The sequence below is a fragment of the Pseudomonas sp. BW7P1 genome (assembly GCF_024981055.1).
Lineage (GTDB): Bacteria > Pseudomonadota > Gammaproteobacteria > Pseudomonadales > Pseudomonadaceae > Aquipseudomonas > Aquipseudomonas bananamidigenes.
The window spans coordinates 2,243,012-2,265,820 of sequence record NZ_CP103374.1 but is presented as its reverse complement, the minus strand read 5'-3'; the positions used below and the strand labels follow the sequence as shown (position 1 = coordinate 2,265,820).

Annotated in this window: 17 protein-coding genes, 1 tRNA gene and 1 pseudogene; 8 read left to right on the top strand and 11 right to left on the bottom strand. The window is 60.7% G+C overall.

Translation table 11 applies throughout. From position 1 onward, the window contains the following. Positions 1-61: 61 nt before the first annotated feature. Positions 62-262, top strand: a complete 201-nt coding sequence (locus tag NWV16_RS10175) for a hypothetical protein (RefSeq protein ID WP_260522910.1) — start codon at positions 62-64, stop codon at positions 260-262. A 69-nt stretch (positions 263-331) separates the two neighbouring features. After that, a tRNA-Asn gene (locus tag NWV16_RS10170) sits at positions 332-407 on the top strand. 123 nt (positions 408-530) lie between these two features. On the opposite strand, the gene NWV16_RS10165 is transcribed toward NWV16_RS10170, so the two are convergent. Beyond that, entirely contained in the window at positions 531-2,051 is a 1,521-nt protein-coding gene (locus tag NWV16_RS10165) for a nucleobase:cation symporter-2 family protein (protein ID WP_065257406.1), read from the bottom strand. 256 nt (positions 2,052-2,307) lie between these two features. On the opposite strand from NWV16_RS10165, the pseudogene NWV16_RS10160 reads away from it, so the two are divergent. Beyond that, positions 2,308-2,592, top strand: a pseudogene (locus tag NWV16_RS10160) (BrnT family toxin). 3 nt (positions 2,593-2,595) lie between these two features. Continuing rightward, positions 2,596-2,925, top strand: coding sequence for a BrnA antitoxin family protein (locus tag NWV16_RS10155; RefSeq protein ID WP_260522909.1), 330 nt, complete (start codon positions 2,596-2,598; stop codon positions 2,923-2,925). Positions 2,926-2,928: 3 nt separating this feature from the next. Here the strand turns inward: NWV16_RS10155 and NWV16_RS10150 are convergent, their stop codons facing one another. From NWV16_RS10150 to NWV16_RS10140, 3 genes are all read right to left on the bottom strand, one after another. Then, positions 2,929-3,756, bottom strand: coding sequence for an arylamine N-acetyltransferase (locus NWV16_RS10150; protein ID WP_260522908.1), 828 nt, complete (start codon positions 3,754-3,756; stop codon positions 2,929-2,931). 132 nt (positions 3,757-3,888) lie between these two features. Continuing rightward, on the bottom strand, positions 3,889-5,331 hold the full coding sequence (locus NWV16_RS10145; RefSeq protein WP_260522907.1) for a mechanosensitive ion channel family protein: 1,443 nt from the start codon (positions 5,329-5,331) through the stop codon (positions 3,889-3,891). Positions 5,332-5,477: 146 nt separating this feature from the next. After that, positions 5,478-6,344: a pirin family protein gene (locus NWV16_RS10140; protein WP_260522906.1), complete on the bottom strand. Its 867-nt coding sequence runs from the start codon at positions 6,342-6,344 to the stop codon at positions 5,478-5,480. A 221-nt stretch (positions 6,345-6,565) separates the two neighbouring features. Here NWV16_RS10140 and dkgB point away from each other — a divergent pair, with 221 nt between their 5' ends. Next, a complete protein-coding gene (gene dkgB, locus NWV16_RS10135) occupies positions 6,566-7,369 on the top strand; it encodes a 2,5-didehydrogluconate reductase DkgB (protein ID WP_260522905.1) in 804 nt (267 codons plus the stop codon). A gap of 4 nt (positions 7,370-7,373) precedes the next feature. Here dkgB and NWV16_RS10130 read toward each other — a convergent pair whose 3' ends face one another. The 7 genes from NWV16_RS10130 to NWV16_RS10100 all read right to left on the bottom strand — a co-directional run bounded on the left by NWV16_RS10130 (position 7,374) and on the right by NWV16_RS10100 (position 17,838). Next, entirely contained in the window at positions 7,374-10,565 is a 3,192-nt protein-coding gene (locus NWV16_RS10130) for an ATP-binding protein (protein WP_260522904.1), read from the bottom strand. Between the two features lie 41 nt (positions 10,566-10,606). Beyond that, a complete protein-coding gene (locus tag NWV16_RS10125; protein ID WP_260522903.1) occupies positions 10,607-11,233 on the bottom strand; it encodes a response regulator transcription factor in 627 nt (208 codons plus the stop codon). A gap of 144 nt (positions 11,234-11,377) precedes the next feature. Then, positions 11,378-11,809 carry a chemotaxis protein CheY gene (locus NWV16_RS10120; protein ID WP_260522902.1) on the bottom strand — a complete coding sequence of 144 codons (432 nt, stop codon included), beginning with the start codon at positions 11,807-11,809 and terminating at the stop codon, positions 11,378-11,380. Positions 11,810-11,918: 109 nt separating this feature from the next. Next, positions 11,919-12,635 carry an MgtC/SapB family protein gene (locus tag NWV16_RS10115; protein WP_260522901.1) on the bottom strand — a complete coding sequence of 239 codons (717 nt, stop codon included), beginning with the start codon at positions 12,633-12,635 and terminating at the stop codon, positions 11,919-11,921. Positions 12,636-12,690: 55 nt separating this feature from the next. Continuing rightward, positions 12,691-15,390 carry a magnesium-translocating P-type ATPase gene (gene mgtA / locus NWV16_RS10110; protein WP_260522900.1) on the bottom strand — a complete coding sequence of 900 codons (2,700 nt, stop codon included), beginning with the start codon at positions 15,388-15,390 and terminating at the stop codon, positions 12,691-12,693. A gap of 494 nt (positions 15,391-15,884) precedes the next feature. Beyond that, the gene (locus NWV16_RS10105) at positions 15,885-17,222 is read right to left on the bottom strand and encodes a lysine N(6)-hydroxylase/L-ornithine N(5)-oxygenase family protein (RefSeq protein WP_260522899.1); all 1,338 of its coding nucleotides are present in this window, start codon (positions 17,220-17,222) and stop codon (positions 15,885-15,887) included. A 133-nt stretch (positions 17,223-17,355) separates the two neighbouring features. Continuing rightward, a complete protein-coding gene (locus NWV16_RS10100) occupies positions 17,356-17,838 on the bottom strand; it encodes a sigma-70 family RNA polymerase sigma factor (protein ID WP_065257419.1) in 483 nt (160 codons plus the stop codon). 335 nt (positions 17,839-18,173) lie between these two features. Here NWV16_RS10100 and NWV16_RS10095 point away from each other — a divergent pair, with 335 nt between their 5' ends. The 3 genes from NWV16_RS10095 to NWV16_RS10085 are packed head-to-tail and all read left to right on the top strand — an operon-like array spanning position 18,174 to position 22,722. Then, positions 18,174-19,346: an efflux RND transporter periplasmic adaptor subunit gene (locus NWV16_RS10095; RefSeq protein WP_260522898.1), complete on the top strand. Its 1,173-nt coding sequence runs from the start codon at positions 18,174-18,176 to the stop codon at positions 19,344-19,346. Then, positions 19,347-21,320, top strand: a complete 1,974-nt coding sequence (locus NWV16_RS10090; RefSeq protein ID WP_260522897.1) for a MacB family efflux pump subunit — start codon at positions 19,347-19,349, stop codon at positions 21,318-21,320. 7 nt (positions 21,321-21,327) lie between these two features. Then, positions 21,328-22,722, top strand: coding sequence for an efflux transporter outer membrane subunit (locus NWV16_RS10085; protein WP_260522896.1), 1,395 nt, complete (start codon positions 21,328-21,330; stop codon positions 22,720-22,722). The last annotated feature ends 87 nt before the right edge of the window (positions 22,723-22,809 follow it).

Below are 22,809 nucleotides of genomic sequence, written 5' to 3'. Positions count from 1 at the left end.
GTCCGAAGAAAAGCCGCTATACCCTCTAGACTGCATGCAAACAGGATTTCAGAGAACCGACATGAAAAACGACGATCTGCGCGCCGACCGTGACGAGCTGGACTACTATCCACCCCGCACCTCGGGCAAACGCGAGAAAAGCCTGGTGCTGCAAGTGGCGACCGGTGTATTTCTCGGCGGTCTGGCCCTGTGGCTGGTGCAACTGGCCGCCACGGCGCTGTACGCAAAACTGCTGATGGGCACCTTTACATTTGGCGGCTGAAAACCGTTCAGCAAAAAAATTCCGACAAAGCTTGACTAGTCTTTTTAAATCAGTAACATACGCACCAATTCCGCAATAGCTCAGTTGGTAGAGCAAGTGACTGTTAATCACTGGGTCCCTGGTTCGAGTCCAGGTTGTGGAGCCAAATACAGAGCCCCTGAATCGAAAGATTCAGGGGCTTTTTTGTGGGCGTTGAAAAAATCGGCGCCATAAAAAGGGCCGATCAGTTTTCCGACTGATCGGCCCTTTTCTGTTTCAGACACAACGGTCAGACGTGCTCGCTGCTCCTGGCATGTACCTTCGGTGCGCCATGACCGTGATCCGACTCCAGATCGATCACCGGCACTTCATTGCCATCACAGTCATGGAGCTTGCCGTCGCTGAAGTAATCGCCTTCGCGCAGGGCGGCCAGATCCCGGTAACGCAGGGTCCGCTCTTCTGCCGCCGCGAACACCGACTGCTGATCCGAGTTGCCGGCGGTGAAGTGGTTGAACGCCAGGTTCAGCAGGATCGCCATGATCGCCGACGAACTGATGCCGGAATGGAAAATGGTCGCGAACCAGCTCGGGAAGTGATCATAGAAGTTCGGCGCGGCAATCGGGATCATGCCGAATCCGATCGACGTGGCAACGATAATCAGGTTGACGTTATTGCGGTAGTCGACCTTGGACAGCGTACGAATACCGCTCGCCGCCACGGTGCCGAACAGCACGATGCCGGCGCCGCCCAGAACCGAAGTCGGCACCGCCGCGATGACCCGGCCCATGAATGGCAAAAGGCCGAGGATCACCAGAAAGATACCGCCGGTCGCCACCACATAACGACTCTTGATTCCGGTTACCGCCACCAGCCCGACGTTCTGGGCGAAGGCACTTTGGGTGAACGAGCCGAAGATCGGTGCAAACATGCTCGACAGCATGTCCGCCCGCAGACCGTTGCCCAGTCGCTTGGAATCGACTTTGGTGCCGATGATTTCACCGACTGCCAGGATGTCAGCCGAGGTTTCCACCAGGGTCACCATGACCACGATGCACATCGACAGGATCGCGGCAAAATGGAAGGTCGGCATGCCGAAATGGAACGGCGTCGGGAAGCCGAACATCGGACCCTGGGTGACGCCAGAGAAATCCGCCATGCCGAGGAACACGGCCAGCACCGTGCCGATCACCATCGCCAACAGGATCGACAGACGCGAAATGGTGGAACTGCCGATCTTGCTCAGCAACAGCACAAGCACCAGCGTAACCGCCGCCAGACCGATGTTCTGCATGCTTCCGAAGTCCGGCGCATGGCTGTTGCCGCCCATGGCCCAGCGGGCGGCCACCGGCATCAGCGTCAGGCCGATGGTGGTGATCACGATGCCCGTGACCAGCGGCGGGAAGAACTTGGTGATGCGTGAGAATACCGGCGTGATCAGCAAGCCGATCAGCGACGCCGCAATGACCGCGCCGAGCACTGATTGAAAGCCGCCCTCCCCGCCGCTGCTGACAATCGCCACCATCGTGGCGACACCGGAGAACGACACGCCCTGCACCAGCGGCAACTGACATCCGAAAAACGGCAGACCCAGGGTTTGCAGCAGCGTGGCCAGCCCTCCCGCAAACAATGAAGCAGCAATCAACAGACCGATGTCCGCCGGTGACAACCCGGCGGCCTGGCCAATGATCAGTGGCACCGCGACGATACCGCCATACATGGTCAGAACATGTTGCAGGCCGTAAGCCATATTCGCGCCGACCCCGAGATTTTCGTCCTCGGGCCGTTGGTGTGAAACATGGGGCGTTTTCATGGTGGGGGGGTTCCCTGGTTTTTGTTATGCGCACACTGTATTCAAGAGTCGGGACAAATGTCCATAGAGTTGTATACAACTTATCAGTCACATTATGGATAGGCAGCCACTCAACCTTCTATCCCGCCGCCTACATGCCGCCACAAATCCGGCAACACATCGTTGACTGGCCCCGCGTTTTATCCACCTAGGCTGAAGTGCTCATGGCGACCGACGGTGTGGCCGCGCTCTTTTTTATACATATAAAGTATGCATAATGAAGTCATTCAAGATTTAGTTCGACAAAAGCAAGAATGCTGCCAACAAACTCAAACACAGAGGGATCAGCCTCGCCGAGGCCGAACCGGTCTTCTACGACGAACGAGCACTGACGATTGAAGACAACGATCATGACGAGCAACGCTGGATCACTCTCGGCAACGACGGCAAGGGACGTTTGCTGGTCGTTGTGTACAGCTATCGAGAGCCGAATTTGGTTCGAATCATTTCCGCGCGCAGGGCAACGCCCAGCGAGCGACGCGATTATTTTCCGGAGACTTGATCAATGAAGGATGAATACGACTTCAGCCAGGGAAAACGGGGCGCCGTCGCCTCCAACAAGGGCAAGACCCGCATCACCATCATGCTCGATGATGCGGTCATCGAAGCCGCACGTACGGTCGCCGAAGACGAAGGGTTTGGCTATCAGACGGTAATCAACAACACTCTGCGCCACGCTCTGCTTAACAGCCGTGGCGATGCCGATGAACTCGAGCATTCCATTGGGCAATTCAAGAAAGGCGTCACCGCCACCGACCTCAAGAGCCTTGAGAAAAAACTGTCGGCGGCCGTGAACGAAATCCGGCGGGTACTGGAGCCGGATGCAAAACCTTAGGCTTCACGCCGGCTGAATCAAGCGCGCCAGCGCCAGACGTGCACCGGGCTGGTGCGGCAAGCGCAGGCCGAACTCCCGCTCCAGCAATTCGATCAGTTCGTCGACATCAGTCACTTCACGCCGCTCGCTCTCGGCACCGATGCGGTGGATCGCGAAACTGCCGTTGTTCAACGTACGTCGCCAGCCATCGCCGGTGCGTGCAACCATCAGGCGCTGAACGAACGGTGAGTCCGGGTGGGTCGAGACATACCAGTTGCCGAGGGTGTAATCGATGTCTTCCTGGCGTTGCAGGTCGAACAGGTACATCGGTCGCCATTCACCGGCGACACTCGCCCGCAGCATGTAGCCATCGGCCTGCACTTCGATGCGATAGGGTTCGTGGGGTGTGGATTGCTCCGCTTCGGTATCGAGTACCAGCGGCGCAGTCGGCACCATGCCGCCGAAGCCGACGTCGGTGATGTAACGCACGCCTTCGAGGGTCACCAGACTCAAGCGATGGGTGCGTGCCGTCCAGCTGCCTTCGGGCTGATTCATCACCACTCGCCCGCTGATGCCCCGGGCATCGAAGCCCAGCTCCAGCAACAGTGCCAGGAACAGGTTGTTGAGCTCGTAGCAGTAGCCACCGCGGGCGTCGTTCAGAACCTTGCGCTCAATTGACGGCAGATCGATCAATACAGGTTCGCCGGTGAGCGTCGACAGATTTTCGAAAGGGAAAACACCGGTGTGGCGCAGCTGCAACAACCGCAGCGTGTCCAGGGTCGGTGCCGGATGCGTGTCGAACCCGAGTCGTTGCAGATACCGTTTCAGATTCGCCAGGCGTGGCTCGCTCATTGCTCAGTCCTTTTGCAGGGAGACGCGGATCGTTCCGCCGATGGTCCTCATGTATACGGGATCCGGGTATCGGATCGACAATTGATTTCACCAATCGCGCCTGCTACCGGGCATGGATGCCGCTGATCCGCCTCAGGCGCGACGACGCAGCCATTGCAGGAAGCCTCTTTTCGGAACCGCTGCCGGCGTTTCCTGCGTCAGCGCCTGCGCCTTGAGCAGGCGGAAATCCAGCAGCGCCTTCATCGCGTCATTGATGTCATGACGGGCATCCAGGCAAGGCTTGAGATAAGACTTCTCGATGCGATACAGGGCGCAGAACGTCTTGGCGGAAAAGTCGGCGGGCAAAGACGAATCGGACAGAATCCCGGCCTCGCCGATCACTTCCCCCGGTCCCATGCGCCCGGATTCGAACGGTACGCCGTGACGATTCAAGGTCACCGACACCACACCGGACTCGATGATGAACAAGTGATCGCTGACCTCCCCGCCCGCCAGAATGATCTCGCCGGCGCGGAAAGTTTGCAGGGTCATGTTCTGGCTGAAGGTTTCTTTCTCTTCCTGCCGCAGGGTGGAGAAAATCGGCGAGCTGTCGAGCAGCGCCCGTGGCCGCGAGAGATGGGCCGGTGCGGCAGGCTCATCGCTCGACAGCAGGTTGACCCCGGATGCCTGCAAATGTCGGTAAGCCAGGTCGAACAATTGATTGCGCACCGCACGCTTCTCGCCCATCGAGGCGACGAAGCCGCTGATTTCATACTCCGCGCCGGCGCTGCTCGAACTTTTCAGCGCGACGCTCGGCGCCGGCGTGTCCAGCAACGGACGACAACCTTGCATCGCCCGCTCCAGAGCGTCGATCACCGAATTCGGTCGGGCATGGGGACTCACCTGCACGCTGACGGCGACACCGAACATATTGCTCGGGCGGCTGAAGTTGATGATCTTGGCCTTGGCCGCCAGTGAATTGGGAATCACCGCCATGCTGCCCTGGGAAGTCTGCAGGCGCGTGGCGCGCCAGTCGATGTCGGTGACCCGGCCCTCGGTGCCGTCGATGGAAATCCAGTCATCGAGTTGATAGGGTTTGGTGGTGTTCAGGACGATCCCGGAGAACACGTCGCTCAGCGTACTCTGCAACGCCAGACCGACGATGATCGCCAGCGCCCCGGATGTCGCCAGCACACCTTTGACCGGCAAGTCCAGCACATAGGCCAGTGCCGCAATAATGGCGATCAGAAAGATCACCGCACCGAGCAGATCCTGCAAAAGCCGCCCGGTGTGGCCGACCCGTTGCATCATCACCGCCCCGATCAACACCGTCAGGGTCCGTGCGCCGAACAGCCACCAGCCGATCTGCAGCCCGGTCGCCGCCAGATGCAGCGGCACATTGTCGGCCCAAGGCGCCGGCTCCATCGGGTTGAGGCCTTCGTTGAACAGCAGCACGCTGAACAGGCTGAAAATAAGCACCCGCACCAACAGCTTCCATCCACTGCCCCGGGAACCGATCAGACGCCACAGGCCAAGGTCGAGCAGGATCAGGATCAACGCGCAGAACAACGGATGTTCAGTCAGCAGAGACAGCATCAAACAACTCCGACAGAGGTCAATCGCGAGAAAATCGCACAGATTGGGCTTAGTGTAGGAGCAATTGATTTGGCGGGATAAGGGCTATCGAATGCCCCTCTGAAAAAAAATGTGGGAGCCAGCTCGCTGACTCCCACAATGTGAATCTACGCAGGCATCCGTCCGAACCGGCCTGACTGGAAATCAACGAACGCCTGATGAATTTCCTGCTCGGTATTCATCACGAACGGGCCATGACCGACGATCGGCTCATCGATCGGCTCGCCGCTGAGCAGCAACACCATCGCGTCTTCGCTGGCCTCAAGCGTCAGGCGGTCACCCTCACGCTCGAACAACGCCAGTTGCCCTGTGCCCGCCGACTCCTGGCCGTTGATCCGGACCGCACCACGAAGCACCACCAGCGCGGTGTTTCGGCCTTCATGCAGATTCAGCGTCAGTGACTTGCCGGCATTCAGACGCAGATCCCAGACATCGATCGGCGTGAAGGTACGGGACGGCCCCGTATGGCCGTCGAATTCACCGGCGATCAGCCGCAGGCTGCCGGCGTTGTCCTTGAGCGCGATGTCGGGGATGTCACTGTCCAGAATCGTCTGGTAGCCCGGCGCCGCCATTTTGTCCCTGGCGGGCAGATTGACCCAAAGCTGCACCATTTCCAGCGTGCCGCCCTTGCGCGCGAAATCCGCAGAGTGAAACTCCTCATGCAGGATCCCGGAGGCGGCGGTCATCCATTGCACATCGCCCGGTCCGATCTTGCCGCCGCTGCCCGTGGAATCGCGATGCTCCACTTCGCCGTCATAAACGATGGTCACGGTTTCGAAACCGCGGTGCGGATGCTGCCCGACCCCACGTCGCTCAGTGGTCGGGGTGAACTGCGCAGGTCCTGCATGATCGAGCAGCAGGAACGGGCTGATGTGCTTGCCCAGGTTGTCGTAAGAAAACAGTGTACGAACCGGAAACCCATCGCCGACCCAGTGGCCGCGAGGGCTGGTAAAGATACCGATGAGGTTTTTCATGGTGGGCTCCGAAATCAGGTTGATCATGGATCGATCATAAATTCGCCACGCCTTTGGCACTAGTCAGGCAAAACCGACTTCATCGTTCTACTGATGGAACGAATATCCAGCACAATTATTCGTGACTTTCAGTCAACAGTACTTTGCCCGGACAGCGGTTTTTCTCACGGAAGCGCCAGCGGATACTCCTGCCCATTCCCACTGCAACCCTGGAGTCCTGCATGTCTGTTCCCGCTTTCGGTCTTGGTACGTTTCGCCTGCAAGGTCAGGTGGTCATCGATTCGGTGAGCACTGCCCTTGAGCTCGGTTACCGGGTCATCGACACCGCACAGATCTACGAAAACGAGGCCGAGGTCGGCCAGGCCATCGCCGCCAGCGGTATTGCCCGCAACGAATTGTTCATCACCAGCAAGATCTGGATCGCCAACTTTGCCAAGGACCGTCTGATCGACAGTCTCAAGGAAAGCCTGGAAAAGCTGCAGACCGACTACCTGGACCTGACGCTGATCCACTGGCCATCGCCGGAAGACCAGGTACCGGTGGCGGAATTCATGGGCGCCCTGCTGGAAGCGAAGCGCCTGGGCCTGACCCGGCAGATCGGTGTATCCAACTTCACCATCGACCTGATGAAGCAGGCAATTGCCGCCGTCGGTGCAGAAAACATCGCCACCAATCAGATCGAATTGCACCCGTATCTGCAAAACCGCAAGGTCGTCGAGTTCGCACGGAGCCAGGGCATCCAGATCACCTCGTACATGACTTTGGCCTATGGCGAAGTGCTGAAGGATCCGCTGATCGTGCAGATCGCCGAGCGTCTGCAAGCCACCCCGGCGCAAGTCACACTGGCATGGGCGATGCAATCGGGTTACGCGGTGATTCCATCGTCGACCAAGCGCGCCAACCTGCAAGGCAACCTCGGCGCCACCGCGCTGACATTGAGCGAGGCCGACATGGCGCTGATCGCCACTCTGGATCGCGGTCATCGCCTCACCAGCCCCAAAGGCATTGCGCCGCAGTGGGACTGATCGCTCAGGCCTGAAGTTGCCGCGCGAGGTCGTGCATGGCCTCGCGCAGCGCATCGATGGCAGCCTCAAGCGCGGCTTCGGGCTCATCGGCACGGCAAGCCTGTTCGAGCACCCGGCACGCTTGGACCACGCGTTCGGCACCGATCATATGCGCCCCGCCCGCGACGTGATGCGCCAGATCCTTCAGGGCGGCGCGATCACCTTCCCGACCCGACTGGTCGAGCCGTTCCAGATCGGTGTGCAGACTACTCAGCATCTCCTCACGCAATTGCCCGATGACAGGGTTGTCCGCACCCGCCAGTTGCAACAGCGAACTCAGATCGAAACCGGGCAATCCCTGCTCGTCCATGGCTGCAGGCTGTGTTTCGTTCGGTGTTGCGCCCAGCAGTGCCAGGCTCAGTTCCCGCAGCAAAACCGGCTTGAACAGGCAATCATCCATTCCGGCTGCCAGACATCGCTGTTTTTCTTCCAGTTGTGCATTGGCGGTAAACCCCAGAATCAGGCAAGGCTTGCTGCCCGTCGCCGCCTCCTCTTTGCGAATCGCTCGCGCCAGGTCATAACCGTTGAGCCCGGGCATGTTGAGGTCGGTGATCAGTACATCGAAAGATTGGCCGCGCCACAGATCCAGTCCCTGCTCAGCGTGTTCGATGTCGACAAATCGATGCCCGAGCTCGCTCAACTGCCGACACAGCAACAGGCGATTGACCGGGTGATCGTCCACCACCAGAACGTCCAGCGATTTCGCCGCTGTCATCACCGGTATCCTGGCGTCCTTTTGATCGAGAGGCTCAAGCACCGGCAGTTCCAGACGCAACATGACTTGCGTACCTCGCCCGGGAACGCTGGTCAGCCACAAATCGCCACCCATCATCCGGCACAGGTTGCGGCTGATTACCAGGCCCAGACCGGAACCATGGCGAGCCGACACCGGCTGGCTGCCGACTTGCACGAACGGGTTGAACAGGCGTTGCTGATCTTCGGCGCTGATTCCCCGACCACTGTCTTCGATGATCACCCCCACTTCCACCTGCCCCTCGGGCGCATCGTAAATGTGCAACCGCAGGACGATTGCGCCTTCATCGGTGAACTTGATCGCATTGCTCAGCAGGTTCGACAACACCTGCTTGAAACGCAGCGCGTCGACCATCACCTCGACCTCGCTGCGCTCATCCAGCTCTACACGCCATGACAGCTGTTTCTGGCGCGCCAGTCCTTCGAAAACCCGACACACGGATAACACGGTCTCACGCAGACGGGTCCGTTCGGGAACCAGCGACAGATGACCTGACTCGATGCGTGCGATGTCGAGAATATCGCCGATCAATGCCAGCAGTTGTTGCCCCGCAGTGGACGCCACCTGCATTGCCGGGCGATCGATCACACCTTCATCGGCATGTTTGAGCGCCAGTTCGAGCATGCCCAGCAAGGCATTCATGGGCGTACGGATTTCGTGACTCATGACGGCCAGAAAAGTGCTCTTGGCCCGATTGGCATCATCCGCCGCATTCTTGGCTTCCTGCAGTTGCAGCAGCCATTGCTGGCGCTGGCGAATCTGCCGGCGCTGAAAGGCAATCCAGGCCAATGCCAACAGCAACAATCCCGCTGCGACGGCAAACCCGCGCAGGATCTGCGCCCGATGACGCAGCCAATAGCTGTCCTGCAGCACCACGTTACGACTCCAGTGCGCGACCAGATCGTCCATTTCCTGCGGGGCGATGCTCAGCAATGCCTTGTTCAGAATCGATTGCAACTGCGGAGCATCCAGCGCCGTGGCCATGGCAACCCGGGCTGGTTGATCCCCTACGGTGGAGGCAATGCGCAAGCGGTCCCGATACTGGTGATCAATCTGATAACGCGCGACCAGCAATGAGCTCAATGTCGCATCGGCCTGTCCGTCGAGCAGCGCCTGGGTACCCGCTGCCGGGCTTGGCAACTCGATCAGACGGACCCGGGGCAGGTTCTCCAGCAGATAATCGCGCAATGGATTGCCGCGATAGAGCGCCAGGCGCTTCCCCGCCATCTCGCTCAGGCTGCGCGGTCCCTGCGCCGTCGAATCGGTGATCAACACGAAGGGGGTGTTGGCAAAAGCCCGCGTGAACAGCATGTCAAGCTCACGTTCACGGCTCGGTGTCAGTACTGGCAACAAGTCCAGCTCGCCGCTTTTCAATTGCTCGACCTGGCGGTCCAGGGACTGTCCGCGTACCACCTCGAATGTCAGGCCGGTGCGCTGACTGATCAGGTTGAGCAATTGGGCAACCAGCCCGCTGAAACGCCCATCGGCATTGAAGAACGTCAACGGCGCAAAATCGTCGAGGGCGCCCACTCTCACCACCGGATGCTGATCTTTCCACTGTTGCTCGCCAGGGCTCAGGCTCACCCGCGTTTGCGCGGCACTGTCGGCACGACCGGCACTCCAGCGCAGCTCCATGGCCAGGCGCTGCTCCATGGGAATGGCCAACAGGGCCTTGTCGACCAGACGTTTCAAACTCGTGCTGCCACGCGCCAGGGCAAAAGCGAAAGGGTTCGCATCGAGGCCCGAAGGGCCGGCCAGTTGCAAGTCATTGTGAAAGTTGGTGTTGATCAGATAGCCGGCACTGATGAAGTCACCGAGGTACAGATCATCCCGACCGAATGCCACGGCACCCAGGGCATCGAGGATCGAGCGATAACGCTGCAGGACGGCTTGCGGGTAAGCCTTCACGATGGTCGAAGCCGGCAGGTAGTCATCCACCATCGCAATGCGCTTGCCTGACAGATCATCGGGTAACGGTTCATCGAGCCGGGTCACCCACATCGGCTGATCTTCGGCGTAGGCGCGGGACAGCATCAGCTGGGGATCGGCGATCTCATAGTTGTTCGAGGTGCCCAGCAAATCCAGCTCCCCGGCCTTGAGCGCGGCCATGGCGGATTCGCGATCGGGGTAGCACCAGACTTCGATCCCGACGTTCAGCACCTGTGAGATCGCGTCGGCGTATTCGGCCGTGAGGCCTTCCAGTTCATGCCTGTTGCGGGTCAATTCGAAGGGGGGATAGTCCGGCCCGGAAGCGCCGATGCGCAATACCGGATGTGCCCGAAGCCACTGTCGATCCTGTTCGTCAAGCCGTACCTGAACACCTTCCAGCCGGGTGCGGGAGACGATTTCCAGTTTTTGCGCAGCGCCGGATGCCTGTACCGCACTGGCAAAAAGGAAGATCAACAGAGGAATGAGTCGCAGCGACCTCACCACGGGTCAGCCTCTCAGAGCAGATGGTTGCGTCTGGCAAATTCTCGCAGCACCACGAGCGAGCTGACCCCGAGCTTCAACATCAGACGAGTCTTGTAAGTACTGATGGTTTTGTGACTCAGGTTCATCTCCATGGCGATGTCCTTGTTGGGTTTGCCGAGTGCCAGCTGCAGCAGAATGTGCAATTCACGATCCGAGAGACGGTCGATCAGCTCGCGCTCATTGCCGTCAACTCTCGATGGCCCCGCGAACCCCACGGGCGCTTCAGGAAAATAGCTGTAACCGGCACGGACAGCCTTGATTGCGTTCCGCAGTTGCTGCAACTCCGCGGACTTGGTGACGAAGGCCATCGCACCGGCACGTCGGCAGCGGGCCATATAATGCTGCGGGTCGGCCGAGGTAAAAATCACGGTCTTGCAGGTCAGGCCGATGGCTCTGATGCGCTCCAGTACTTCCAGACCGCCCATGCCGGTGAGTTTCAGGTCAAGTATGATGAGTTCCGGCGCATGCTCGCGAATCATCGGCACCACATCGACACCGCTCGAAGCGACATGAACCGGCTTATAACCCACCGATTCCAGAACCATACGGACGGCACCGGCTACCACCGGGTGATCATCGACGACCATTGCTGAACCCATAACCACTCCCGTGGCGAATGCCTGACACTGGCGCCACTGAACCTGCATGAACGGGACGACTGGCAGCTGCGCTACAACTTTTGCACGGCAGGCACGGCGAAGCACCTGTCAGACCTGACAGTTGCATACCGGACCAAATCGTGCTCAGGCGCGCAGTTGCGCAAAGGAAGTTGCCGGGCACACAGGCGATGAATGTTCACGGCAAGCCTCGACCGATGCCATCAGCTGTGCGATGGCGCTCATCGAGGGCAACGGAATGTGGCTGATGGCAATTCTGTCCCGGTACTGTGCGCAAACGGCCGGAGCATCCGCCACCTCACCATAGACCAGCACATGCCGGACTTGCGGATGATCGAACAGATACCCGCAAAGATCCGGCATCCCGCCCGCCAGCTCGGCGTTCAACACCAACACATCGAACGGCTGGCAACCGTAATCGACCAGCGTCAGCAGCTCGGTGAGGTTCTGTACCGGTGCAATGCGGTAGTAATCGAGGCTGTTGAACAGACGCTCGATCTTCATCCGGTGAAAATGCCGGGTGTCGGCGATCAGAATACGCAAGGTTTTGTCGGTCATCGTGAACGTCCCGCCAGTCGCTTCAAGTGGCGGCAAGACTACCCAAGCATCGGGATACGCTCTGTAGGACTTTTCTGAAAAAAACCGTCACTCATCCGGATCAAGCGTGTCACTCCGTCGTGCTCGGACTCCAGAACGCCTGCACCACCAGGTTCGAGGTAGAGATTCGCGCCACCAGTGCGTCCAGTTCATCGCCGTCCACAGAAGTGGTTGCAAGCGTGGCTTCGATCTCGATCTCGTCGGCGCCAAAGGCATGCACATCGACATCACTGGCCGGGTAGTTGCTGCGTTCCAGTTCGGCTTCGAGCAAGGCGAAAACAGCTGTCTGCTGCGAGCGTCGGGCGATCACATAGACAATGTTGGTCACCTCCGCAGAAACCACATCCAGTGGCTGACGGTTGATGTTGTTGACGATCGGTCGCAGCAAGGTATTCGCGGCAAGCACGAACAAGGTGCCCAGCACCGCTTCGGCCAGCAGGTCTGCGCCCGCGCAGGCACCGACCGCTGCCGAGGTCCAGAGCGTCGCTGCGGTGTTGAGACCGCGTACGTTGCCCTCTTCACGCATGATCACGCCGGCGCCGAGAAATCCGATGCCGGACACCACGTAGGCGACCACCCGCACCGCACCTTCGGCACCGCCGAGGCGATTGGCCATATCGACGAAAATCGCTGCGCCCACCGCCACCAGCACGTTGGTGCGCAAGCCCGCCGTGCGTTGCCGATACTGCCGTTCGAAGCCGATCAGCCCGCCGAGCACGAAAGCGGCGCTGAGGCTGACCAGCGTGTCGAGCAGCGAAGCGAGATTGATGTTGTTGATGGCTTGCATGTTGTACTCCTTGAAACCGTCCCCCCTTGCTCCCACAAGGGGGGATTTTCTCCTGTTACTGCCAGCCGAACCGGCGGATGTAAAAGCCTTTCACGGCCTGGGTCAGTGCCATGTACGCCAGCAGAATCACCGGCAGGAACACGAAGTACATCGATGGCAGCGCCTGCAGTTTGAAGTAGTGCGCCAGCGGTCCCATCGGCAGGAAGATGCCCACGGTCATGATGATTCCGGTCATCACCAGCAGCGGCATGGCGGCACGGCTTTGCAGGAACGGAATCTTCGGCGTACGGATCATGTGCACGATCAGCGTCTGGGTCAGCAGCCCCACCACGAACCAGCCGGACTGGAACAGGGTCTGGTGATCCGCAGTGTTGGCATCGAACACGTACCACATCAGGGCGAACGTTGTGATGTCAAAGATCGAACTGATCGGGCCGAAGAACAGCATGAAGCGTCCGACATCCCCCGGCTGCCAGCGTTGTGGTCGTTTCAGCATTTCGTCGTCGACGTTGTCGAACGGGATCGCGATCTGCGAAATGTCATACAGCAGGTTCTGTACCAGCAGATGCATCGGCAGCATCGGCAGGAACGGAATGAACGCACTGGCGACCAGCACCGAGAACACGTTGCCGAAGTTCGAGCTGGCAGTCATCTTGATGTACTTGAGCATGTTGGCGAAGGTCCGGCGCCCTTCCAGCACGCCCTCCTCCAGCACCATCAGGCTCTTTTCCAGCAGGATGATGTCCGCCGCTTCCTTGGCGATGTCCACCGCGCTGTCCACGGAAATCCCGATGTCTGCCGTGCGGAGCGCCGGTGCGTCGTTGATGCCGTCGCCCATGAACCCGACCACGTGGCCGTTACCCTTGAGGATGCGCACGATGCGTTCCTTGTGGGTCGGCGTCAGTTTGGCGAACACGTTGGTGGTTTCAACGGCCACCGCCAGTTGCGCGTCGCTCATGCGTTCGATGTCGTTGCCCATCAACAGACCCTGCTGCGCCAGGCCTACCTCGCGACAGATCTTGGCGGTCACCAGCTCGTTGTCGCCGGTCAGCACTTTCACGGCCACGCCGTGTTCGGCCAAAGCCTTGAGTGCCGGTGCAGTACTTTCCTTCGGTGGATCGAGGAATGCCACATAACCGATCAGCGTCAGCTCCTGCTCGTCGCTCAGGCTGTAAGTGTCGCGACCTTCCGGCATCGACCGTGCCGCCACCGCGACCACGCGCAAGCCTTCAGCGTTGAAGGCTGCGGTCACCTGACGAATCCTCGCCAGCAATTCATCGCTCAAGGCTTCGTCGACTTCACCGTGACGAACCCGGGTGCACACCGACAACACTTCTTCCACCGCACCCTTGCAGATCAGCAGATGCGGTTGCCCACGCCCTTCGACCACCACCGACATCCGCCGGCGGTTGAAGTCGAACGGGATCTCGTCGACCTTGCGAAACGCCGTGCCGACCTTCAGCTCACGATGGATTTCCACGTGTTCCAGGACCGCCACATCGAGCAGATTTTTCAGTCCGGTCTGGTAGTAGCTGTTCAGATAAGCCATTTCCAGCACGTCATCGGAGTCTTCGCCCCAGACATCGACATTGCGCGCCAGGAAGATCTTGTCCTGGGTCAGGGTGCCGGTCTTGTCGGTGCACAGCACGTCCATGGCGCCGAAGTTCTGGATCGCATCCAGGCGTTTGACGATGACTTTCTTGCGCGACAGGAACACCGCGCCCTTGGCCAGCGTCGAGGTGACGATCATCGGCAGCATTTCCGGGGTCAGGCCCACGGCGATCGACAGGGCGAAGAGCAGTGCTTCGGTCCAGTCACCCTTGGTGAAACCGTTGATGAACAGCACCAGCGGCGCCATGACAAACATGAAGCGGATCAGCAGCCAGCTGACCTTGTTCACGCCTTGCTGGAACGAAGTCACCGCCCGATCAGTCGCCCCGACCCGCAGTGCCAGCGCACCGAAATAGGTGCTGTTGCCGGTGGTGAGAATCACCGCCACCGCCGTCCCGGACACCACGTTGGTGCCCATGAACAGGATGTTGTCCAGCTCCAGCGGATTTCGGGTTTCACGGTCCGTCTGACGGGGAAACTTCTCCACCGGCATCGATTCGCCGGTCATCGCGGCCTGGCTGACGAACAGGTCCTTGGCACTCAGCACCCGGCAATCGGCAGGAATCATGTCACCGGCCGAAAGCACGATCAGGTCGCCCGGCACCAATTGCTTGATCGGCAGTTCGGCACGCGGCTCGTCCCGGCGCATCACCGTGGCGGTGTTGCTCACCATGGCCTTGAGCGCGTCGGCGGCCTGGTTGGATTTGCTTTCCTGCCAGAAGCGCAGCAGGGTCGAGAGCACCACCATCGAAAAGATCACGATGGCGGCTTTCAGGTCATCGGTCAGCCACGAGATCACCGCCAACAGGGTCAGCAGCAGGTTGAACGGGTTTTTGTAGCAGTGCCACAGGTGGGTCCACCACGGCAGCGGTTGCTCGTGCTCGACTTCGTTGAGGCCGAACTGCGCGCGCAACGCATCGACTTCAAAATCGGTGAGACCGTCGGTGTGCGTACCCAGATTCGACAGCAGCACGCCGCTGTCGCAATGGGCGGCGTCCACCAGCGTGTTGGCCAGGGTGGGCGGCACTTCACGGCTGACCGTGGTGTCTTTGAGGTTCTCCAGCAACGCCAGGCGACGGAAGTGCCGGGCGATGTGGCGTGTACGCAGGAAACCTGCGAAAAATTCCTTGAGCGTAAGTTTCATGGCTGTTGCCCCTGTGGTCAGCCGGGAAACCGTCAGGCAGGTACGTCCAGCCCCCTTGCACCGGAGCAACCGGCACGGCAAGGCCTGGCGCGCCGGTCAAAAAAGACAGGCGTGTCGATAGGGTCGCGATTGCGACGACAAAGTCGAAACCACGCTCTTTTCAGTGTCGATGAGAAGGACGTCGGGACATGGTCTCAACTGACCATGATCGGGATGCCGCTGCTCGCTGTTCGGCGAGACAACGGCACAAAAGGAATGCGCGTTATCTTGCCGAGAATCTGCCGGTTACAAGGACCGGCCGACAACTGTCACTCGAACAAGTACCCACTGTGGGTCTCCGCTATTGATGAAAACGCGCGAAGCTTACGCCCCGATACCTGGAGAGTAAACCCGCAAAAGGAGGTGCGGCAGGTAAACGCAGGGCCATTCAGGAAGGGTTCAGGATTGACCTCGAAACGACTCCCGCGCTCGGCGCGGGAGTCGTCAGGAAGTCATCAGCTGGCAGTGGCCAGCAACAAATCCATCACCGAACGGCTGTGCCCGCGGTTCTTGCCGTGCTCGTACAGCGAACCGGCAATCTCGTCCGCGCGGATCGGCAGGACCGACAGCAATGTATCGCTCAGGCCGTGACTGGCCTGGCAGAAGCCCTGCATGTACAGACCGGCCTTGCAGCGCTCATCGGTGATCAGTCTGTAGTTGCGATCGACCTCGAAGTCACCCAGGTACTCTTCCAGCGGCGCCAGCAGTTTGCGGTGCATCTGACGCTCGTAACCGGTGGCCAGCACAACCGCATCGTAGAGGCTCATGGTGACTTCGCCGGTGGCGTTGTTGCGCACCGTCAGTTCGATCCCGCGATCGGTAGCGGCGGCGCTCTCGACGGTAGTCAGGGTGCGGAACGCATGGCGGGCAATTCCGGAGACTTTCTGACGATAAAAGATGCCGTAGATACGCTCGATCAGGTCGATGTCGACCACCGAGTAGTTGGTGTTGTGGTACTCGTTGACCAGACGCTCACGCTCGCTGCTCTTCTGCTGGAAGATCAGGTCGGTGAATTCCGGCGAGAACACTTCGTTGACGAACGGGCTGTCGTCCGCCGGTTTCAGCGCCGAACCGCGCAGGATCATATCGACCCGCACCGACGGGAACGAATCATTCAGATCGATGAAGGCTTCTGCGGCGCTCTGGCCGCCGCCGATGATCGCGATGTTCATCGGCTGGTTGTTCACGCAGGGTTGTTTGGCCATCTCCGCCAGGTATTGCGAGTGGTGGAACACCCGAGGGTCGCCCTTGAGCGCCTTGAACGACTCAGGAATGCGCGGCGTGCCACCGGCACTCACTACCACCGAGCGCGCGGTGCGCACCCATTGCTGGCCGTCGGTACCACGGGAAATCACCCGCAACGCTTCGACCTGATGGTTGTGCAGCACCGGCTCGATGGTCAGCACTTCTTCGCCATAACGGCTCTGTTCTGTGAACTGCGCGGCGACCCAGCGCAGGTAGTCGTTGTACTCCATGCGGCACGGGTAGAAGGTGCCGAGGTTGATGAAGTCCACCAGACGACCATGGTGCTTGAGGTAATTGACGAACGAGTACGGGCTGGTCGGATTGCGCAGGGTCACCAGATCCTTGAGGAAAGAAATCTGCAGCTCGCTCTGGGTCGACAGCGTGTTGCCGTGCCAGCTGTAGGTCGGTTGCTTGTCGAGAAACAGCACATCCAGCTCGCCCAGAGTAGGGGCTCGCTCCTGCAGAGCGATGGCCAGCGCCAGGTTCGAAGGGCCGAAACCGACGCCGATCAGGTCGTGAACGATGGGCGATGCAATTGCCTGTGTCATTTCCAGTGTCCTCTGGATGAACCCCCGAACAGCGCGGAGGAAGAGCTTGGGTGACCGGCCGGCCCTGAGCAGGACAGCAGGTCGTCTGTTGAGTAGGAACGAGGACAGTGAAATAAAATTTAACGACGACGGTTCAATGGGCGTCCCATTGCTTGATCCGCAGGCGGCAATGCTTCATGGCATTGACAATGTGCTTTTCCACCAGCGCCTTGGAAATGCCCAGGCGCTCGGCGATTTCGGGATGGGACAGCCCCTCGATCTTGCGCAGCAGAAAGCTGTCGCGACACAGTGGCGCAAGCTCCGCCAATGCCCGCTGCAACATGTCCAGGCGCTGACCATGATCAAGCGTATTGTGGGGTGACGGGGTGAAGTAACGTTCTTCACTGTCGAGTACTTCCAGGGATTCGGCCTGCCGCAGGGCATTGCGCCGGTGGTCGTCGATCACCAGATTCAGCGCGGTGCGATAGAGGAAGGCGCGAGGTTGTTCGATCGGCGTATCACTGGAACGCTCCAGCACCCGCACATAAGCGTCATGCACCACATCTTCGGCCACCTGTCGGTTGCCGAGCCTGGCGTTCAGGAAACACACCAGCTCGCGATAGTAGTTTTCCAACATGACTCCCGGCCGCTCGAGTGCGGGTTCTGTCCTTGAGCACACCGTTGAGCCCCGCCGTTTGCGGCAGTAGCAATGTGGTGGCAACTTGAGGTGCGTAATTTATAGTAATTCTCATATAGATTTAAAGTGGTGTTTGTCGTTGCCCGAAAAATAGAGGTTCGGCTATACCTTCGGATTGCTGTAACAACCTGTGTCGCCGCTTAAATTCCCCTCCGCTTTCATCGTTAACAGGACAGCTCCCCGTGTCTGCCGCGCCCTGCGGCAGCGTTCCACGGTGCCCGATCCTGTGCATGCGTGTTGAACGACGGGCCGATTTCCACTGGCCGGAACCCTGCATGAAACGTCCCCGCCCCGCCCGACGCGCACTGCTCGCAGCCCTTTGTCTGATCCCCGTCGCCGCTTACGCTGCCTGGCAGATCCTGCCTCCCGGCCGGGACAAGTACGCCACGGTACAAGTGACCCGTGGCGATATCGAAAGCAGCGTCACCGCACTCGGCACCCTGCAACCGCGACGCTATGTGGACGTCGGCGCCCAGGCATCGGGGCAGATCCGCAAGATCCACGTGGAAGTCGGCGACGTGGTCAAGGAAGGCCAACTGCTGGTGGAGATCGACCCGTCGACCCAGAAAGCCAAACTCGACGCCGGACGTTTTTCCATCGAAAACCTCAAGGCCCAGTTACAGGAACAGAAGGCCCAGCACGAACTGGCGCAGCAGAAATACCAGCGCCAGCAAAACCTGGCCGCCGGCGGCGCCACCCGCGAAGAAGACGTGCAGACCGCCCGCGCCGAACTGAAAGCCACCCAGGCGCGCATCAACATGTTCCAGGCACAGATCCGCCAGGCCGAAGCCAGTCTGCGCAGCGACCAGGCCGAACTCGGCTATACCCGCATTTACGCGCCGATGGCCGGCACCGTGGTCGCCCTCGATGCCCGTGAAGGCCAGACCCTCAACGCGCAGCAACAGACGCCGCTGATCCTGCGCATCGCCAGACTGTCGCCGATGACCGTGTGGGCCGAGGTCTCCGAAGCCGACATCGGCCACGTCAAACCCGGCATGACCGCCTACTTCACCACCCTCAGCGGCGGCCATCGGCGCTGGAGCAGCACCGTGCGGCAAATCCTGCCGGTGCCGCCTAAGCCACTGGACCAGACCAGCCAGGGTGGCGGCAGCCCCGCCAGTACCAGCAAAAGCGGCAGCGCCCGGGTGGTGCTTTACACGGTGCTGCTGGATGTCGACAACGCCGACAACGCCCTGATGGCGGAAATGACCACCCAGGTATTCTTCGTCGCCAGCCAGGCGAAAGACGTCCTCACCGCGCCGCTTGCCGCCCTGCAAGGCACTGCCACCGCCAACCGGCAGACCGCGCAGGTGATCGCCGCCAATGGCGAGATTCAGTCCCGCGAAGTGCATACCGGCATCAGCGACCGCTTGAGAGTCCAGGTGCTGGAAGGTCTGAGCGAAGGCGATCACTTGCTGGTCGGCCCGGCCGACGGTAACGGAGGCTGAATGCAAACGCCCCTGATCGACCTGCAGGACATCCGTAAATCCTACGGTGGCGGCGATGCGCCTGAAGTGCATGTGCTGCGCGGAATCGACCTGTCGATCCACGCCGGAGAATTCGTGGCGATCGTCGGCGCGTCCGGCTCCGGCAAATCGACGCTGATGAACATCCTCGGCTGCCTCGACCGACCGACGTCCGGCGAATACCGCTTCGCCGGGGAAAACGTCGCCGGCCTCGACACCGACGAACTGGCCTGGCTGCGCCGCGAGGCTTTCGGTTTCGTGTTCCAGGGGTACCACCTGATTCCGTCCGGCTCGGCCCAGGAAAACGTCGAGATGCCGGCGATCTACGCCGGCACACCCGCCGCCGAGCGCCACGCCCGCGCCGCCGCCCTGCTCGACCGGCTCGGGCTCGCATCGCGTACCGGCAACCGACCGCACCAGTTGTCCGGCGGTCAGCAGCAACGGGTGTCGATTGCCCGGGCGTTGATGAACGGCGGGCACATCATTCTTGCCGACGAACCCACCGGCGCCCTCGACAGCCACAGCGGCAAGGAAGTCATGGCGCTGCTCGACGAACTGGCGAGCCAGGGCCACGTCGTCATCCTGATCACCCACGACCGCGAAGTGGCAGCCCGGGCCAAGCGCATCATCGAGATCCGCGACGGCCTGATCATCAGCGACAGCGCCCGGGACACTCCCGAAGCCCGGACGTCGACCAACCCCGGATCCTTGCAGGCTGTCGATCTGCGCCAGCGCCTGAGCGAAGGCGCGCAAGCGTCCGGCGCGTGGAAAGGTGAACTGGTAGACGCCCTGCACGCCGCCTGGCGGGTGATGTGGATCAACCGCTTCCGCACGGCGCTGACCCTGCTGGGAATCATCATTGGCGTGGCCTCGGTGGTGGTCATGCTCGCGGTCGGCGAAGGCAGCAAGCGTCAGGTCATGGCGCAAATGGGCGCGTTCGGTTCGAACATCATTTATCTCAGCGGCTCGGCGCCCAATCCGCGCACGCCGCCGGGCATCGTCACCCTTGATGACGTCGCGGCGCTGGCCAGCCTGCCGCAGGTCAAACGGATCATGCCGGTCAACGGCGCGGAGGCCGGTGTGCGGTTCGGCAACGCCGACCACATGAGCTACGTCGGCGGCAACGACACCAACTTTCCGGCGATCTTCAACTGGCCGGTGGTCGAGGGCAGCTACTTCACCGATGCCGACGAACGCAACGCCAGCGCGGTGGCGGTGATCGGCAAGAAAGTTCGCGACAAACTGCTCAAGGATGTGCCCAACCCCATCGGCCAATACATCCTGATCGAGAACGTGCCGTTCCAGGTGGTCGGCGTGCTCCAGGAAAAAGGCGCGAGCTCCGGCGATCAGGACAGCGACGACCGCATCGCCATCCCCTACTCCGCCGCCAGCGTGCGGCTGTTCGGCACGCGCAATCCGGAATACGTGGCCATCGCCGCGGCGGATGCACGCAAGGTCAAGGAGGCCGAACACGCCATCGAACAACTGATGCTGCGCCTGCACAACGGCAAGAAGGATTTCGAACTGACCAACAACGCCGCGATGATCCAGGCCGAGGCACGCACGCAAAACACCCTGTCGCTGATGCTCGGATCGATTGCCGCGATTTCGCTGCTGGTGGGCGGGATCGGTGTGATGAACATCATGCTCATGACCGTGCGCGAACGCACTCGCGAGATCGGCATTCGCATGGCCACCGGCGCCCGGCAGCGGGACATCCTGCGCCAGTTCCTCACCGAAGCCGTGATGCTATCGGTGGTCGGCGGCCTCGCCGGAATCGCCCTGGCGCTGATCGTCGGCGGCGTGCTGATTCTCAGCGAAGTCGCCGTGGCGTTTTCCTTGATGGCGGTGTTCGGCGCCTTTGGCTGCGCCCTCGTGACCGGCGTCGTCTTCGGCTTCATGCCAGCCCGCAAAGCCGCCCGGCTCGACCCGGTCACGGCCCTTACCAGTGAATGATCGTTCTATGAAACCGCGCCTCAGCCTGTTGACCGTGTGCCTGTTGCTCAGCGCCTGCGGCAGTTCCGTCCAGCGTCCCGACAGCGGCTTGCAACCGCCCGTTGCGTGGCAGTCGCCCCACACGGCCAGCGTTGCCCGCATCGACCCGCACTGGTGGAAACAGTTCGCCAGCCCCGAGCTCGACCGCCTGATAGAACAGGCCCGTCTCGGCAGCTTCGACCTCGCCGCCGCTATGGCCCGGGTACGCCAGGCCCAGGCCGGCACGGTGATTGCCAGCGGTTCGCGACTGCCTGAAGTGAAAGCCGGGGCCAATGCCAATCGGCAAAAACTGCTGCGTGGCAACGGTTACAACCAGCTCGATGCCGACAGCAGCAATCGGGCGGTGAATTACTTCGACGCCAATCTGAGCGCGTCCTACGAAATCGATTTCTGGGGTGGTAAACGCGCCTCCCGCGACAGCGCACAATTCGCCCTGCAGGCCAGCGAATTCGATCGGGCGACCGTCGAGCTGACCCTGTTCAGCGGCGTGGCCAGCACCTATGCCCAGGCCCTGTCCCTGCGCGAGCAAAGCCGTATCGCCGCGCTGAACCTGGCCAACGCGCAGAACGTGCTGAAACTGGTGCAGACCCGCTTCGACTCAGGCTCGGCCACCGCACTGGAACTGGCTCAGCAGAAAAGCCTGGTGGCCGCGCAGCAACGACAATTACCGCTGGTGCAACAGCAAGCCCAGGAGGCCTTGATCAGCCTCGCCGCCCTGCTCGGCCGCCCCGTGCAGGAATTGCAGACCGGCACAGAGTCATTCGACCGGTTGCAATGGCCGAGCATCGACGCCGGCCTGCCCAGCGATCTGCTCAACCGGCGTCCGGACATCGCCCGCGCCGAAGCGCAACTGGCAGCGGCGCAGGCTGACGTCAAAGTCGCCCGCGCCGCCATGCTGCCGACCGTGACCCTGACTGCGCAGCTCGGCTCCGGGGCCAATCAGTTCGATGACATTATCCGCAGCCCTTTCTACAACCTCACCGCCGGGCTGGTGGCGCCGATCTTCAACAATGGCCGCCTGAGCGCCGAACGCGACAAGGCCACGGCCCGCCAGGAAGAACTGCTGGAAACCTATCGCGGGGCAATCATCAACGGCTTCGCCGATGTCGAAAAAGCCCTCAACGGGATTCGCGGGCTCGATCAACAGCGCCAGTGGCAAAGTGAAGAGCTGAATCAGGCGCAGACTGCCTTCGATATCGCTCAGAGCCGCTACCAGGCGGGAGCCGAGGATTTGCTGACGGTGCTGGAAACCCAGCGCACGCTGTACGCGGCGCAGGATCTGAATGTGCAACTGAGACTGTCGCGATTGCAGGCGAGTGTGGCGTTGTACAAGGCGCTGGGTGGCGGGTGGCAGACGCTCTAGGCGCAGCGAACTCAAGACCGTTCTCGCTCCCGCCATGACCGCATTCCATCCGAATGGACACGATCATGGCGGGAGCAAGCCTGCTGC

What these genes read in the sequence shown, in the direction of transcription:
- NWV16_RS10100 (WP_065257419.1), bottom strand. Translation starts at nt 17,838, where the DNA reads ATGTTGGAAAACTACTATCGCGAGCTGGTGTGTTTCCTGAACGCCAGG.
- NWV16_RS10155 (WP_260522909.1), top strand. Translation starts at nt 2,596, where the DNA reads ATGAAGGATGAATACGACTTCAGCCAGGGAAAACGGGGCGCCGTCGCC.
- mgtA (WP_260522900.1), bottom strand. Translation starts at nt 15,390, where the DNA reads ATGAAACTTACGCTCAAGGAATTTTTCGCAGGTTTCCTGCGTACACGC.
- NWV16_RS10095 (WP_260522898.1), top strand. Translation starts at nt 18,174, where the DNA reads ATGAAACGTCCCCGCCCCGCCCGACGCGCACTGCTCGCAGCCCTTTGT.
- NWV16_RS10105 (WP_260522899.1), bottom strand. Translation starts at nt 17,222, where the DNA reads ATGACACAGGCAATTGCATCGCCCATCGTTCACGACCTGATCGGCGTC.
- NWV16_RS10085 (WP_260522896.1), top strand. Translation starts at nt 21,328, where the DNA reads ATGAAACCGCGCCTCAGCCTGTTGACCGTGTGCCTGTTGCTCAGCGCC.
- NWV16_RS10165 (WP_065257406.1), bottom strand. Translation starts at nt 2,051, where the DNA reads ATGAAAACGCCCCATGTTTCACACCAACGGCCCGAGGACGAAAATCTC.
- NWV16_RS10120 (WP_260522902.1), bottom strand. Translation starts at nt 11,809, where the DNA reads ATGACCGACAAAACCTTGCGTATTCTGATCGCCGACACCCGGCATTTT.
- NWV16_RS10145 (WP_260522907.1), bottom strand. Translation starts at nt 5,331, where the DNA reads ATGCTGTCTCTGCTGACTGAACATCCGTTGTTCTGCGCGTTGATCCTG.
- NWV16_RS10150 (WP_260522908.1), bottom strand. Translation starts at nt 3,756, where the DNA reads ATGAGCGAGCCACGCCTGGCGAATCTGAAACGGTATCTGCAACGACTC.
- dkgB (WP_260522905.1), top strand. Translation starts at nt 6,566, where the DNA reads ATGTCTGTTCCCGCTTTCGGTCTTGGTACGTTTCGCCTGCAAGGTCAG.
- NWV16_RS10125 (WP_260522903.1), bottom strand. Translation starts at nt 11,233, where the DNA reads ATGGGTTCAGCAATGGTCGTCGATGATCACCCGGTGGTAGCCGGTGCC.
- NWV16_RS10140 (WP_260522906.1), bottom strand. Translation starts at nt 6,344, where the DNA reads ATGAAAAACCTCATCGGTATCTTTACCAGCCCTCGCGGCCACTGGGTC.
- NWV16_RS10175 (WP_260522910.1), top strand. Translation starts at nt 62, where the DNA reads ATGAAAAACGACGATCTGCGCGCCGACCGTGACGAGCTGGACTACTAT.
- NWV16_RS10115 (WP_260522901.1), bottom strand. Translation starts at nt 12,635, where the DNA reads ATGCAAGCCATCAACAACATCAATCTCGCTTCGCTGCTCGACACGCTG.
- NWV16_RS10090 (WP_260522897.1), top strand. Translation starts at nt 19,347, where the DNA reads ATGCAAACGCCCCTGATCGACCTGCAGGACATCCGTAAATCCTACGGT.